This window comes from Kitasatospora sp. NPDC032121 (assembly GCF_055580145.1).
On record NZ_JBVILX010000021.1, the window covers coordinates 98,102 to 111,516 of the forward strand.

A 13,415-nucleotide genomic window follows, 5' to 3' on the forward strand; every position below is an offset into this window, starting at 1 on the left:
CCGTTCGCGCCCGGACCCGGCGCCCGGGCCTGGTGACATTCAGTCAGGAGGCAGCGATGCAGGCCACGTTCCCCCTCACCACACCACACCACCTCGACAACGAGCCCGAAGCGGAGGCTCTGCTCGCGCAGGCTCCGGTCGTCCTCGCGACGATGGGTCCGGCAGACGTCTGGCTCGCCCTCTCCTACAAGGCGGTGCGCCAGGTTCTGAGCGACAGCCGGTTCAGCCGGGAGGCGGCCACACTTCCGGGCAGCCCGCTGAAACTGTCCGTCGCCTCCGACCCCCTCCTGATCTCCAGCCAGGACGGCGAGGGCCACACCCGCCTGCGCAAGCTGATGTCGCAGGCGTTCAGCCCACGCATGGTCGATCAGCTCGAACCACGCGTGCAGGCCATCGTGGACTCCTTGCTCGACTCCCTCGACCCGACCGCGGATCTGGTGGCAGGCCTCTGCGCTCCACTGCCGTTGATGGTCATCTGCGAGCTGCTCGGCGTGCCCTACTCCGAGGCGGAGGCCATCCGCCGGTGGACCAGGCGGCTGTTCGTCACGAACATCACTCCGGACGAACTGCGGGCAGCACAGGGCGAGATGCAGGACTGGCTCGCCGACCTGGTGCGTCACAAGCGGGCGCAGCCGGACGACGGGTTGATCTCGGCGATGGTCGCCGCCAACGACGAGGGCGACCACCTCACCGAACCCGAGCTGCTGGCCAACCTCGAGGGCCTGCTGATCGCCGGCCACGAGACGACCGTCAACCAGCTGGGCAACTCGTTGCTGACCCTGCTGCGCCACCCGGACCAACTCGCGCTGCTGCGGTCGTCACCGGACCTGATCGGACCGGCGGTCGACGAACTACTGCGCTACAGCAGGCTCTTCACCTCGGCCGAGGTCCGGGTCACGACCGAGCCCGTCAATCTGGAGGGCGTCGAACTGGGAGCGGGCGAACCGGTGTTGCCGGTCATCGTCGCGGCCAACCGCGACCCCGGCGTGTACCCGGATCCCGGCCGCTTCGACATCACGCGCGAAGGACCGGCGGCGCACCTCGCCTTCGGGCACGGGCCGCACTTCTGCCTCGGCGCGGTACTGGCCCGCCGGGAGATGCGGGTGGCGATCGGGTCCGTGGTGAAACGGTATCCGGGACTGCGCCTCGCCGTCGACGAATCCGAACTCACCTACGTGCCGGAACTGGTCTTCCGCGGCCTGCAGGCGTTGCCGGTCACCTGGTGATCCGTGGCCTCTCGTACCGCAGGCGCGGGAACCGGACGCGCTGATGACCGAACCGCCGGCCGAGGCGCAGCTCGCCTCGGTGGGCCGGCGGGGCCGCCAGGGCTTCTCGGACAGCGCCACCCGCTCCCCGGCCCGGCTTTCAGCCTGCCCGCCCGCAGCGCTCGGTGTCGGTCCCGGCGGGGGTCGCCTCGTTGTAGCGGGCCCCGTGCACGGTCGAGGCGTTCAGCACCCGTCCTGCCGCGTCGAGAGCCTCGTCGGGCCGACCGCCGGGACCTCGAACGGCCCGGGCCGCCGCGACACGCGGCGGCCCGGAGCCGAGGTCTTCGCCGCGGTCACGAGGCGGCGGCCGCGAGCTGTTCCTCGAGGGCAGCCAGCGTCCGGTAGCAGTTCAGCACCCGGGCGATGGACGCGTTCGGCTCGCGGCCCTCGCGGATGGCGGCGACGAACTCGCGGTCCTGCAGCTCGATGCCGTCCATCGAGACGTCGACCCCGCTCACGTCGATCGGCACGTCGTTGCCGGTGAACAGGTCGTCGTAACGTGCGAGGTAGGTGCCGGTGTCGCCGATGTAGCGGAAGAAGGTGCCCAGCGGACCGTCGTTGTTGAAGGACAGCGACAACGTGCAGATGGCCCCGTTCTCCGCGCGCAGCTGGATGGACATGTCCATCGCAATGCCGAGTTCGGGGTGGATCGGTCCCTGGATCGCGTTGGCCTGCACGATCGGGGCCCCGGCCTGGTACGCGAACAGGTCGACGGTGTGCGCGGCGTGGTGCCACAGCAGGTGGTCCGTCCAGGAACGTGCCTGGCCCAGTGCGTTAAGGTTCTCGCGGCGGAAGAAGTAGGTCTGCACGTCCATCTGCTGGATCCGGTAGTCCCCGGCCTGGATCCGCTGCCGCACCCACTGGTGGCTGGGGTTGAAGCGCCGGGTGTGTCCCACCATGGCGACCAGCCCGGTGCGTCGCTGCGCCGCGTCGCAGGCCTCGGCGTCGGCCAGCGAGTCGGCCAGCGGGATCTCGACCTGGACGTGCTTGCCCGCCTCCAGACAGGCAAGGGTCTGCCCGGCATGCATCTGGGTGGGCGTCGCGAGGATCACCGCGTCGACGTCGTCCATCGCCAGCACTTCCTCCAGCGTGGCGACGGCGCGGCCCACGGCCTGCTCCTCGGCGAACCGCCGCGCCTTCTCCAGGCTGCTGCTGACCACGGCGGTCACCTCGACGCCCTTGATCCGGCGCAGCGCGGCCGCGTGCTTGGCGCCGAAGGCGCCGCCGCCGACCAGGGCGATCCGGACGGTCTGCTCGTCGGTCATGTCGTCACTCCTTCTCGGCGGGCGTCTCGCCCACCGGGTGGTTCTCAAGGATCAGGTGGCCGACGGCGGTGTTGGACGCCGGCACGTGGTAGAAGCGGTGCTTGACCTCTGTACGGCCCGAGCCGTCGACATCGCTCATCGCTCCGCGGGCGATCAGCCACATGACCAGCTCGATCCCCTCGGAGCCGGCCTCCTCGACGTACTCCAGGTGCGGCACCTGGGCCAGGCCCTCCGGGTCCGAGATCAGCCGGTCCAGGAAGGCGTTGTCCCACTCCCGGTTGATCAGGCCGGCGCGCGGCCCCTGGAGCTGGTGGCTCATGCCACCGGTGCCCCACACCTGGACGTTCAGCGGCCTGTCGTAGGACTCGATGGCCCTGCGCAGCGCCTGGCCGAGTCGGAAGCACCGCGCGCCCGAAGGCACCGGGTACTGCACCACGTTGACGTGGAACGGGATCACCTTGCACGGCCACCGCTCGACGTCGCCGAACATCAGCGACAGCGGCACGGTCAGGCCGTGGTCGACGGTCATCTCGTTGGCGAGGGTGAGGTCGAAGTCGTCGCGGATCAGTGAGTGCGCGATGTGCGCGGCCAGCTCCGGGTCGCCCTCGATCCCGGGGACCGGCCTGGGTCCGTAGCCCTCGTCGGCGGTGGGGTAGGCCGCGCCGGTGCCGAGCACGAAGGTCGGGATCATCGACAGGTCGAAGGCGGAGGCGTGGTCGTTGTAGACCAGGAAGATCACGTCGGGGGCGTTGTCCCGTTCCCACTGCTTGGAGAACTCGTAGCCCTCGAAGACCGGCCGCCAGTAGGGCTCGTCGGTCTTGTGGTGGTCCATCGCCGCGCCGATCGCCGGTACGTGCGAGGTGAACACCGCGCCGGTGATGACGGCCCGTCCCCGCGGCGACCGCCGGTCGGTGTGCGCCGCTTCGAGGACGGCGTGGTCGATCCGGTTGCCGGCGATGGAGCGGCCCCCGGCGACCATCATGTCGCGGTAGTCCTGCTCGGTCATGCCGGTCATCGAGCCTGCCATCTGCTGGAACGACAGCCCCAGCGTCGCACCCCACTTGGCGAGGAAGTAGATGTTGCCGCCCTCGCGTATCGCGGCGTTGAGGTCGCGGTCGAGCAGCGCCTGCTTCTGTTCCTCCCGCAGTGGCCACGCGTCCAGGTAGGCGCGCTCGTCGGCGAGGTAGCGGTCCCGGTTCTCGGCCGTCATCAAGGACATGCAGAACTGGTTGAGGTGGTAGCCCTTGGCGGACTGCTCGGCGTCGAAGACGGTCGTCCCCGGGACCAGCTTGTAGCTCTTGTCCAGCGACATGGGTGGGTCCTCCGTTCGTGGGACGGTTCAGTTCGATTCGGGCCAGTACAGGCGCATCGGGTTGTCGACGAGGAGCCTGTGCCGCAGCTCCGGCGTCGGCGCGATGTGCGGCACGAAGTCGACGAGCAGGCCGTCGTCGGGCATGTGGTCGGTGAGGTTCGGGTGCGGCCAGTCGGTGCCCCACAGCACCCGGTCGGGGAACTCCTCGACCACGCGCCGGGCGAACGGGACGACGTCGCGGTAGGCCGTCCGCTCCCCGTCGAGGGCCGGCGGGCCGCTCACCGACAGCCGCTCCGGGCAGGTGACCTTGCACCAGATGTCGGGCTTGGCCCGCATGAAGTCCAGGAAGGCCTCGAACTCCGGGCCGTGCGGGTCCTTGGTGACGTCGGGCCGGCCCATGTGGTCGACGACCAGCGGCACCGGGATCGAGAGGAGGAACTCGCGCAGGTCGGGGAGGTCGGCCGCCTCGAAGTAGACGACGACGTGCCAGCCGTACGGTCGGATCCGCTCGACGACGTCCCACAGGTCCTGCTGCGGCGCGGCGTCGACGAGCCGTTTGACGAAGTTGAACCGCACGCCGCGCACACCGGCCTCGTGCAGTTCCCGCACCTGCGCGTCGGGGATCCCGGGGCGCACCGTCGCCACCCCGCGGGCCAGGCCCCCCGATGCCCGCAGGGCGTCGACCATGGCGCTGTTGTCGGCGCCGTGGCAGGTCGCCTGGACCACGATGTTGCGGGCGAAGCCCAGGTGGTCGCGCAGCGCGAAGAGCTGGTCCCTGGACGCGTCGCACGGGGTGTACTTGCGTTCGGGGGCGAACGGGAACTCCGCGCCCGGCCCGAAGACGTGGCAGTGCGCGTCGACGGCTCCCGCGGGCAGCCGGAACTCCGGGCGGCTCGGACCGGCGTACCAGTCCAGCCAGCCGGGCGTCTTCTCGAAGGTCGTCGTCATCCTCAGTCCTCGTACCGCAGCCCGAGCGCGGCCAGCGGGCCGCGCATGTCGTAGATGTCCAGGCCGAGTTCGCCCGCGCGGAACCTCGCGCGCTTGCCCGCCTCGCCCGCGTCGCGCCTGGCCGCCGCCCCGGCGACCTCGGCGGCCCGCTCGCGCGGCACGACGACGACGCCGTCGCCGTCCGCGACGACGACGTCGCCGGGCCGGACCAGGGCGTTGGCGCAGACCACCGGCACGTTGACCGAGCCGAGGGTGGCCTTGACCGTGCCCTTGGCGTTGATCGACCGCGCGAAGACCGGGAAGTCCATCTCCTCGAGCTCGGCCACGTCGCGCACGCCGCCGTCGATGACCAGGCCCCGGCATCCCCGGGCGCGGAAGGAGGTGGCGAGCAGGTCTCCGAAGAAACCGTCCTCGCTCTCGGTCGTGCAGGCGGCGACGACGACGTCGCCCTCGCGGATCTGCTCCGCGGCGACGTGGAGCATCCAGTTGTCGCCGGGCTGCAGCAGCACGGTCACGGCCGTGCCGCAGGTGCGCGCCGTCGGGTAGACCGGACGCAGGTAGGGGCGCATCAGTCCGACCCGGCCCATCGCCTCGTGGATCGTCGCGACGCCGAACTCCGACAGCGCGGCGACGGTCTCGGGGTCGGCGCGGGTGATCGCCGTGTGGACGACACCGATCTGGGTGTGTTCCATGCCTTCTTCTCCTCGGGTCAGCGGCCGGCGGCGAGGCGCGCGGCGAGGCGGGGGTAGACGCGCAGGGCGTTGCCGGCGTAGACGGCCGCCCGCTCCTCGTCCGAGAGGTTCGGCGTCGCGTCGACGTACCGCTTGGTGTCGTCGAAGTGGTGGCCGGTGCGCGGGTCGATGTCGCGGACCGCGCCGATCATCTCGCTGGCGAAGAGGACCGACCGGCTGGGGATCACCCGGGTCAGCAGGTCGACGCCGGGCTGGTGGTAGACGCAGGTGTCGAAGAGGACGTTGTCCAGCAGCGTCTCCGGATCCGGCTTGCCGAGCGCCATCGCCAGGCCGCGGAACCGCCCCCAGTGGTAGGGCACCGCGCCGCCGCCGTGCGGGATCACGAACCGCAGCGTCGGGAAGTCGGCGAACAGGTCGCCCTGGACCAGCTGCATGAACGCCGTGGTGTCGGCGTTGAGGTAGTGGGCACCGGTGGTGTGGAAGGCCGGGTTGCACGAGGTGCTGACGTGGATCATGGCGGGGATGTCGTACTCGGCCATCGCCTCGTAGACCGGGTACCAGCTGCGGTCGGTCAACGGCGGTGCGGTCCACCGGCCGCCCGACGGGTCGGGGTTGAGGTTGACCGTCACCGCGCCGAGCTCCTCGACGGCGCGGCGCAGCTCGGGCAGACAGGTGGCGGGGTCGGCGCCGGGCGACTGCGGGAGCATCGCGCCCATCGCGAAGCGGTCGGGGTAGAGCGTGCTGACGCGGTGGACCAGGTCGTTGCAGATCCGTGCCCACACCGAGGAGACCGCGAAGTCGCCGATGTGATGGGCCATGAAGCTGGCCCGCGGGGAGAAGATCGTCAGGTCGCTGCCGCGCTCGTCCATGAGCCGCAGCTGGTTGCCCTCGATCGCCTGGCGCAGGTCGTCGTCGGTGATGACCAGGTCGTCTGGGTCGGGCGCGTCGCCGGCGGAGCCGGCCGCCGCCACCTGCCGGTCCCGCCACTGCGCCAACTGCGGCGGTGCGGTGGTGAAGTGACCGTGACAGTCGATGATCATGTGTGCTCTCCTGAAGGGCGTCCGGGTCAGTCCTGGGCGGCGGTGGGCCAGCCGGTGTACTGCTCGGCGAGGAAGGTGCGGCCGGCCCGGGTGCCCACCGCGTTGTCGAGCTCGCCGAGCTGACGCCGCAGGTCGAACGGCGTGGCGCCGGGCGCGGTGTGCAGCAGCCGGGTCATCCAGTACGAGAAGTTCTGTGCCCGCCAGACCCGTTGGAGGGCGCGCGGCTGGTAGTCGTCCAGCGCGGCCGCGCCCTCGCTGCCGAGCGCCCGCAGCAGGACACCGGCGAGCACCTTCACGTCGTGCAGCGCCAGGTTCAGCCCGCGGGCGCCGGTCGGCGGTACGGTGTGCGCGGCGTCGCCCGCCAGCGCCATCGAGCCCCAGCGCATCGGCTCCTGAACGAACGAGCGGAACCGCAGCACCGTCTTCTCCAGGATCGGCCCCTCCTTGAGCCGGAAGCCGTCCTCACCGGCCACCCGGGCCTGGAGCGTCTCCCAGATGCGGTCGTCCGACCAGGCCTCCACGGGCTCGTCGGGGGCGCACTGGAAGTACATCCGCTGCACGGTCGGGGTGCGCTGGCTGATCAGCGCGAACCCGTGCTCGGAGTGGGCGTAGACCAGCTCGGGTGCGCTCATCGGCGCCTCGGCCATGATGCCGAACCACGCGAAGGGGTACTCCTTGCCGTAGCGCACCCGCCGGTCCTCGGGCACCAGGTCGCGGCACGTGCTGCGCGACCCGTCCGCGCCGACCACGTACCGCGCCCGGACTTCGTGGCGGGTCCCGTCGGGCGCGGTCCAGCGGACCCGGGGAGCGTCGGTCGTCACGTCGAGGACCTCGGTCTCCCTGACACCGAAGTGGACCGTGCCGCCGTCGCGCTCCCGGGCGTCGGCCAGGTCGACGAACACGTCGGTCTGCGGGTAGAGCCACACCGACGCGCCGACCAGCTTCTTGAAGTCGACGCGGTACGGCCGGCCGCCGAACCGGAGTTCGACGCCCTCGTGCTCGTGACCGTCGAGCAGGATCCGCTCGGAGACTCCGGTCTCCACCAGGTCCCGGGCCGCGTCGGCTTCGAGGATGCCGGCCCGGTGCGTCGTCTCGATCTCGCGCCGGGTGCGGGTGTCGAGCACGATCGTCTCGACACCGGCGCGCCCGAGCAGGTGGGCCAGCATCAGTCCGGCTGGGCCGGCACCGACGACGGCGACTGGGACCGAGGCAACGGTGTCGACGATGGCATCGGCCATGGCATCTCCTGAACGGTGGCGCGGGGTTTCGAACACCCCGAACGCTCGCATCCGGGCCCTCGACCGGTCGCCCCTCTTTCCGTCAGGCGGAAACCGCCCCGGGCTTCAGACCGTCGTCCGGGCCCGCCTGCCGAGTTCCTCGGAGATGCCCCGCACCGCCCTCAGCAGCGGCTCGCGCAGCCCGCGCGCCCGGCTCGCGCCCTGCGCCGCGACGACGATCCCCAGGGCGGCGCTCACCGGGCCGGACCGGCCGATCCGCACCGGCGCGGCCACCGCGACGGAGCGCTCCGAGAGCTGCCGGTCACTGACGAAGGCCTGCTCGCGGCGGATCCGGTCCAGCTGCGCCCGCAGCGCCTTCGGGTCGGTGACGGTGTGCGGGGTCCAGGCCCGGAGCGGCGATCCGAGCACCTCCTCCTGGATCTCCCGGGGCGCGTGCGCCAGCAGCACCCGCCCCATCCCGGTGGAGACGACGGGGAACCGCGATCCGACCATCGTGACCACCTCCACCGACCGGTGCCCCGCGATCCGTTCCACGAAGACCAGCTCCGTGCCCTCGCGCACCGCGAGCTGGACGTTCTCGTGGGTCGCCTCGTAGAGGTCCTGCATGAACGGCAGCGCCGAATCGCGCAGGATCTGGGTCCGGGGACACCCCGAGGCGATCTCCCACAGGCGCAGCCCGACGTGCCACGACCCGTCCTCCGCGCGCTCGAGCGCTCCCCATCCCGCCAGCTCCGTGATCACTCGGTGCGTGGTGCTCAAGGCCATGCCCGTACGCTGAGCGATCTCCGACAGCGTCTGCGAGGGGTGCTCACGGTCGAAGGTCGAGAGGACCTCAAGGACCTTGCCGGCTGCCGTACTTCGGGTTGTGCTCATCCGGCCAGTGTCGCAGACCGGCGTCGAGCCCCTGAGCGCACGTCGTACCATCTGCCGAACTCAAGGAGGCGATGTGAACCAGGAGATCTCCGGGCTGTCCTCGATGGCGACACGGCCGATCCTGACCGACCTTTCCGAACACATCCGACACACCCACGGCATCGCCGTGCGCTTCGACTCCGCCGGCGGGGTCGAGATCGCGCGGCGGGTGCGCGAGGGCGCCGAGGCAGATCTGCTCGTCCTCGCCGAGGGAGCACTGACCGAACTGGAGGAGGAGGGGCACCTCCTGGGGGGCACGGCGCGCCCGCTGTGGGTCTCCCAGGTCGTCGCGGCCGTCCCGGACGGAACGCCGGTTCCGGCGTTCGACGCGGAATCCGACCTGCGAGCCGCTCTCCTGTCCGCGGAGAGGATCGCGTACTCCACCGGTCCCAGCGGGACGGCTCTCGTCGGGCTGATCACCCGGCTGGGCCTCGCCGAAGCGCTGTCGGACCGGCTCGTCCAGGCGCCGGCGGGGGTGCCCGCCGGCAGCCTGCTCTCGTCCGGCCGGGCCGATCTGGCCTTCCAGCAGCACAGCGAGCTGATGGACCTGCCAGGCGTCGTCGTCGTCGGCCCGCTGCCGGGCGACACCAAGATCGAATCGGTCTTCGGCGGGGCCGTGCCGGCCTCCTCCGTCCGACCGGACCGTGCCCGCGAAGTCCTCGACCTCCTCGGTTCCGACGCGGCGTCGGGGATCGCCCGCACCAGGGGCATGCGGGCGTTCGGGCAGCAGAGCTGACACGGCGCTCCGAAGTGGCGACCGGGGTCGGCTGACGGTCGTCCGGCCGCCGACCCCGGTTCTTATGACAACGGCATTGACGTTTCCCGTCGCCCCCGGTTTCATGACTCGCACTTCCCCCACCCCCGCCGCCACCAGCGGTACCGGGATCGGCCCGGGCTCGACGGCCGGGGTGGTCGGCCTGCGCCTGCCGGCGGTCGTGCACCTCGTCGACGGTCGGCGTCACGTGCCCGCCACCGCCCGCACCGGGCGGCGGCGGACGACGAGGTCCACCCCGGCCGGACCATCCCCACCTGCCCCGGCACCGGGGCAGGTGCATCCGCGGTGCCCGACCGCCAGCGAATTGAGGAGCCTTCCCTTGAGCACGATTTCCATCGAACACCGCGACGGGGTGGCGGTGCTGACACTCCGTCGCCCCGCCAAGCGCAACGCCCTCGACGACGCCACCGTGCTGCGCGTCGAGGAGTTCTTCCGGAAGCCGGGCGCGGACGTCCGCGCCGTCGTCCTGGACGCCGAAGGCGATCACTTCTCGGCCGGGCTCGACCTCGGCGAGCTGACCGAGCGCTCCACCGAGGAGGCGCTGGAGCACTCGCTCATGTGGCACCGCGTGTTCGACACCATCGAGGGCGGGCGCGTCCCCGTGGTGGCCGCGCTCAAGGGCGCGGTGATCGGCGGCGGCCTGGAGCTCGCGGCCTGCGCGCACATCCGCGTGGCCGAGCCGTCCACCTTCTACGCGCTGCCCGAGGGACAGCGCGGACTCTTCGTCGGCGGCGGCGGCTCGGTCCGGATCCCCCGGCTGATCGGCGCGCACCGGATGGCGGACATGATGCTCACCGGCCGCGTCCTCGACGCCGCCGAGGGCCAGGCCGCCGGCCTCTCGCAGTACCTGACCGAGGAGGGCGGGGCGCGGGCCCGGGCCCTGGAACTCGCGGAGCGGATCGCCGCCAACGCCCCCCTGACCAACTTCGCCGTCCTCCAGGCACTCCCCCGGATCGCCGAGGCGTCGCCCGCCGGCGGCCTGCTGCTCGAATCCCTCATGTCGGCCGTCGCCGCCGGCAGCCGCGACGCCCAGGAGCGGATGCGGGCGTTCCTGGACGGCCGCGCCGCGAAGGTCGCCGCCGGACAGGACTCCCACGGGAAGGACGCCCGATGAGCGAGATCCTCAGCACCCCCAGCCCGACGGTCAGGGACGACTCGGAGATCGGCCGCTACCTCCGCTGGCTGGAGTCGGAGCGGCAGCTGGGCTTCGCGGACTACGACAGCCTGTGGCAGTGGTCCGTCACCGATCTGGACGGCTTCTGGTCGTCGGTCTGGGAGTTCTTCGACGTCCGCCCGCACACCCCGCCCACCGCCGCCCTGGGCCGCCGGTCCATGCCGGACACCGAGTGGTTCCCCGGCGCGACCCTCAACTACGCCGAGCACGCGCTCGGCCGCGAGGAGGACCTCGACGCCGTCGCGCTGGTCGCCCGCTCCCAGACCCGGGCGCCGGTCGAGCTGACCTTCGGCGAACTCCGCGACCAGGTCGCCCGGGCACGCGCCGGGCTGCTGCGCCTCGGCGTCCGCGAGGGCGACCGGGTCGTCGCCTACCTGCCGAACATCCCGGAGACGCTGGTGGCCTTCCTCGCCACCGCGAGCATCGGCGCGGTCTGGGCCGCCTGCGCACCGGAGTTCGGCCCGCGCAGCGTGGTCGACCGGTTCGCCCAGCTCGAACCGAAGGTGCTGCTGACCGTCGCCGGATACCGCTACGGGGACCGCGACATCGACCGCCGTACCGAGGTGGCGGAGATCGCCTCCCTGCTGCCCACCGTGGAGCGGGTCGTCCACGTCCCGTACGGACCGAACGCCCTCCCCGACGCGCTGGGCTGGACGGAGCTGCTGGCCGAGTCCGCCGAACTGTCCTTCGAGCCCGTGCCGTTCGACCATCCGCTGTTCGTGCTCTTCTCCTCCGGCACCACCGGCATCCCCAAGGCGATCGTCCACCGGCACGGCGGGATCCTCCTGGAGCACCTGAAGAACAACGCGCTGAGCTGGGACCTGAAGCCGGGCGACCGGATGCTCTGGTTCAGCACGACCGCCTGGATGTTGTGGAACACCCTGGTCTCGGCGCTGCTCGTGCGCGCCTCGATCGTCATGATCGACGGCAATCCGGTCCACCCCGACCTGCGGGAGCAGTGGCGGATCGCGGAGGAGACCGGGGCGACGCTGATGGGCGTGAGCCCCGGCTACCTCATGGCCTGCCGCAAGGCCGGGATCCGGCCCGCCGAGGAGTTCGACCTGTCGCGGCTGCGGCAGCTCGGCGCGGCGGGCAGCCCGCTCGCCGCCGACGGTTTCCGCTGGGTGGCCGAGCAGTTCGGGGACCAAATCCTCCTGAACGTCGGCTGCGGCGGCACCGACGTCTGCACCGGCATCCTCCAGGGCAGCCCGCTCCAGACCGTGCGCGCCGGAGAGATCTCCGGCCCCTGCCTCGGGGTCGCCGCGTACGCCTACGACAGCGAGGGCCGGCGGGTCGTCGGCGAGCTGGGCGAGCTGGTGATCACCGAGCCGATGCCGTCGATGCCCGTCGGCTTCTGGGGCGACACCGACGGTTCCCGCTACCGGGCCGCGTACTTCGAGGAGTACCCGGGCGTGTGGCGGCACGGCGACTGGGTGCGGTTCGCCCCCGAGGGCCACTGCGTCGTCGCCGGACGCTCCGACGCCACCCTCAACCGGGGCGGCGTCCGGCTCGGCACCGCCGAGTTCTACGCCGTCGTCGAGGACCTGCCCGAGATCGAGGACAGTCTCGTCGTCCACATCGAGGACCCCGAGGGCGGCAACGGCGAGCTGCTGCTCTTCGTCGCGGGCCCCGTGGACCTGGACGACGCCCTGCGCACGAGGATCGCCCGCGCGCTGCGCTCGGCACTGTCTCCGCGGCACGTCCCGGACGTCATCGAACGGGTACCGGCCATCCCGCGCAACCGCACCGGCAAGAAGCTGGAGGTGCCGGTCAAGCGGATCCTCCTCGGCGCGCGTCCCGAGTCCGTCGCCAGCGCCGACGTCCTCGCCGACCCCCGTTCGCTGACCGCCTTCGTCGCGTACGCCGCCGACCGGGCCGCCGGCACCGGGCACGGGAGCGCGTCGTGAAGGTCGCCGTCGTCGGCACCGGGGTCATCGGGGCCTCCTGGACCACGCTCTTCCTGCTGCACGGGCACGAGGTCGTCGCCAGCGATCCCGCGCCCGGCGCGGAGGAGCGGCTCCGGGCGGCCGTCGCCGCCGACCAGCGCCGGCTGTCGTTCACCCCCGACCTCGCCGAGGCCGTCGCGGACGCCGACTTCGTCCAGGAGAACGGCCCGGAGCGTCCCGAGCTGAAGGACGAGGTCTTCGCCGTCCTCGACGCCGCCGCCCCACCGGGGACGATCCTGGCGAGCAGTTCCTCCGGGCTGCCGCCGTCGCGGATCCAGCGGGCCTGCGCGGCCCACCCCGAACGGGTCCTCGTGGGGCACCCGTTCAACCCGCCCCACCTCATCCCGCTGGTCGAGGTCGTGCCGGGCGAACGGACCGGCGAGGCCGCCGTCGACGAGGCCATGGGCTTCTACCGCAGCCTGGGCCGCCACCCGATCCGGCTGCGCCGGGAACTGCCCGGCCATGTCGCGAACCGGCTCCAGGCCGCGCTCTGGCGGGAGGCGTACTCCCTCGTCGAGCGGGGCGCGGCGAGCGTCGCCGACATCGACGCGGCCATCGCCCACGGTCCCGGCCTGCGCTGGGCGCTGCTCGGCCCCTTCCTCAACCAGCACCTCTCGGGCGGGGCGGGCGGCATCGCGCACGTCCTGGAACACCTCGGCCCGCCCATGGAGGAGTGGTGGGCCGACCTCGGCACACCGCGCCTCACCCCCGAGCTGACCCGCGCGATCACCGAAGGCGTCAGCGACGAGCTGGCCGGGACCGCGGAGGCCGACCTCGTCGCGGAACGCGACGCCCTCCTCTCCCTCCTCCTCGACGCCAAGAACCGGACCGACCACCTGTGAGCACTC

At 72.0% G+C, this 13,415-nt stretch carries 12 protein-coding genes; 5 read left to right on the forward strand and 7 right to left on the reverse strand.

Annotation, left to right across the window (positions count from 1 at the left end; all coding sequences use genetic code 11):
• Positions 1-56 precede the first annotated feature (56 nt).
• Positions 57-1,226, forward strand: a complete 1,170-nt coding sequence (locus ACZ5OX_RS34015) for a cytochrome P450 family protein (protein ID WP_465635483.1) — start codon at positions 57-59, stop codon at positions 1,224-1,226.
• A 332-nt stretch (positions 1,227-1,558) separates the two neighbouring features.
• Here the strand turns inward: ACZ5OX_RS34015 and ACZ5OX_RS34020 are convergent, their stop codons facing one another.
• The 7 genes from ACZ5OX_RS34020 to ACZ5OX_RS34050 form a co-directional block, all read right to left on the reverse strand.
• Positions 1,559-2,530, reverse strand: a complete 972-nt coding sequence (locus ACZ5OX_RS34020) for a Gfo/Idh/MocA family oxidoreductase (RefSeq protein ID WP_465635485.1) — start codon at positions 2,528-2,530, stop codon at positions 1,559-1,561.
• Positions 2,531-2,534: 4 nt separating this feature from the next.
• Positions 2,535-3,842 (reverse strand): protocatechuate 4,5-dioxygenase subunit alpha, encoded by a 1,308-nt coding sequence (gene ligA, locus ACZ5OX_RS34025; protein WP_465635487.1) that lies wholly within the window; start codon positions 3,840-3,842, stop codon positions 2,535-2,537.
• Positions 3,843-3,869: 27 nt separating this feature from the next.
• Positions 3,870-4,790: an amidohydrolase family protein gene (locus ACZ5OX_RS34030; protein ID WP_465635489.1), complete on the reverse strand. Its 921-nt coding sequence runs from the start codon at positions 4,788-4,790 to the stop codon at positions 3,870-3,872.
• Positions 4,791-4,792: 2 nt separating this feature from the next.
• The gene (gene ligK, locus ACZ5OX_RS34035) at positions 4,793-5,482 is read right to left on the reverse strand and encodes a 4-carboxy-4-hydroxy-2-oxoadipate aldolase/oxaloacetate decarboxylase (RefSeq protein ID WP_465635491.1); all 690 of its coding nucleotides are present in this window, start codon (positions 5,480-5,482) and stop codon (positions 4,793-4,795) included.
• A 17-nt stretch (positions 5,483-5,499) separates the two neighbouring features.
• Positions 5,500-6,522, reverse strand: coding sequence for an amidohydrolase family protein (locus ACZ5OX_RS34040; protein ID WP_465635493.1), 1,023 nt, complete (start codon positions 6,520-6,522; stop codon positions 5,500-5,502).
• Positions 6,523-6,548: 26 nt separating this feature from the next.
• Entirely contained in the window at positions 6,549-7,760 is a 1,212-nt protein-coding gene (locus ACZ5OX_RS34045) for a 4-hydroxybenzoate 3-monooxygenase (protein ID WP_465635495.1), read from the reverse strand.
• 105 nt (positions 7,761-7,865) lie between these two features.
• A complete protein-coding gene (locus ACZ5OX_RS34050; RefSeq protein WP_465635497.1) occupies positions 7,866-8,633 on the reverse strand; it encodes an IclR family transcriptional regulator in 768 nt (255 codons plus the stop codon).
• A 73-nt stretch (positions 8,634-8,706) separates the two neighbouring features.
• Between ACZ5OX_RS34050 and ACZ5OX_RS34055 the strand changes: the two genes are divergently transcribed.
• The 4 genes from ACZ5OX_RS34055 (at position 8,707) to ACZ5OX_RS34070 (ending at position 13,409) form a co-directional block, all read left to right on the forward strand.
• Positions 8,707-9,408: a substrate-binding domain-containing protein gene (locus tag ACZ5OX_RS34055; RefSeq protein ID WP_465635499.1), complete on the forward strand. Its 702-nt coding sequence runs from the start codon at positions 8,707-8,709 to the stop codon at positions 9,406-9,408.
• Between the two features lie 358 nt (positions 9,409-9,766).
• Positions 9,767-10,561: a crotonase/enoyl-CoA hydratase family protein gene (locus ACZ5OX_RS34060; protein WP_465635501.1), complete on the forward strand. Its 795-nt coding sequence runs from the start codon at positions 9,767-9,769 to the stop codon at positions 10,559-10,561.
• A complete protein-coding gene (locus ACZ5OX_RS34065; RefSeq protein WP_465635503.1) occupies positions 10,558-12,528 on the forward strand; it encodes an acetoacetate--CoA ligase in 1,971 nt (656 codons plus the stop codon). Before ACZ5OX_RS34060 ends, ACZ5OX_RS34065 begins: the two co-directional genes overlap by 4 nt.
• Positions 12,525-13,409: a 3-hydroxyacyl-CoA dehydrogenase NAD-binding domain-containing protein gene (locus ACZ5OX_RS34070; RefSeq protein ID WP_449808511.1), complete on the forward strand. Its 885-nt coding sequence runs from the start codon at positions 12,525-12,527 to the stop codon at positions 13,407-13,409. Before ACZ5OX_RS34065 ends, ACZ5OX_RS34070 begins: the two co-directional genes overlap by 4 nt.
• Positions 13,410-13,415: the final 6 nt, after the last annotated feature.

Bases quoted from the DNA above. Each gene is read 5' to 3' on its own strand.
- ACZ5OX_RS34015 (WP_465635483.1), top strand. From the start codon at position 57: ATGCAGGCCACGTTCCCCCTCACCACACCACACCACCTCGACAACGAG.
- ACZ5OX_RS34020 (WP_465635485.1), bottom strand. From the start codon at position 2,530: ATGACCGACGAGCAGACCGTCCGGATCGCCCTGGTCGGCGGCGGCGCC.
- ligA (WP_465635487.1), bottom strand. From the start codon at position 3,842: ATGTCGCTGGACAAGAGCTACAAGCTGGTCCCGGGGACGACCGTCTTC.
- ACZ5OX_RS34030 (WP_465635489.1), bottom strand. From the start codon at position 4,790: ATGACGACGACCTTCGAGAAGACGCCCGGCTGGCTGGACTGGTACGCC.
- ligK (WP_465635491.1), bottom strand. From the start codon at position 5,482: ATGGAACACACCCAGATCGGTGTCGTCCACACGGCGATCACCCGCGCC.
- ACZ5OX_RS34040 (WP_465635493.1), bottom strand. From the start codon at position 6,522: ATGATCATCGACTGTCACGGTCACTTCACCACCGCACCGCCGCAGTTG.
- ACZ5OX_RS34045 (WP_465635495.1), bottom strand. From the start codon at position 7,760: ATGGCCGATGCCATCGTCGACACCGTTGCCTCGGTCCCAGTCGCCGTC.
- ACZ5OX_RS34050 (WP_465635497.1), bottom strand. From the start codon at position 8,633: ATGAGCACAACCCGAAGTACGGCAGCCGGCAAGGTCCTTGAGGTCCTC.
- ACZ5OX_RS34065 (WP_465635503.1), top strand. From the start codon at position 10,558: ATGAGCGAGATCCTCAGCACCCCCAGCCCGACGGTCAGGGACGACTCG.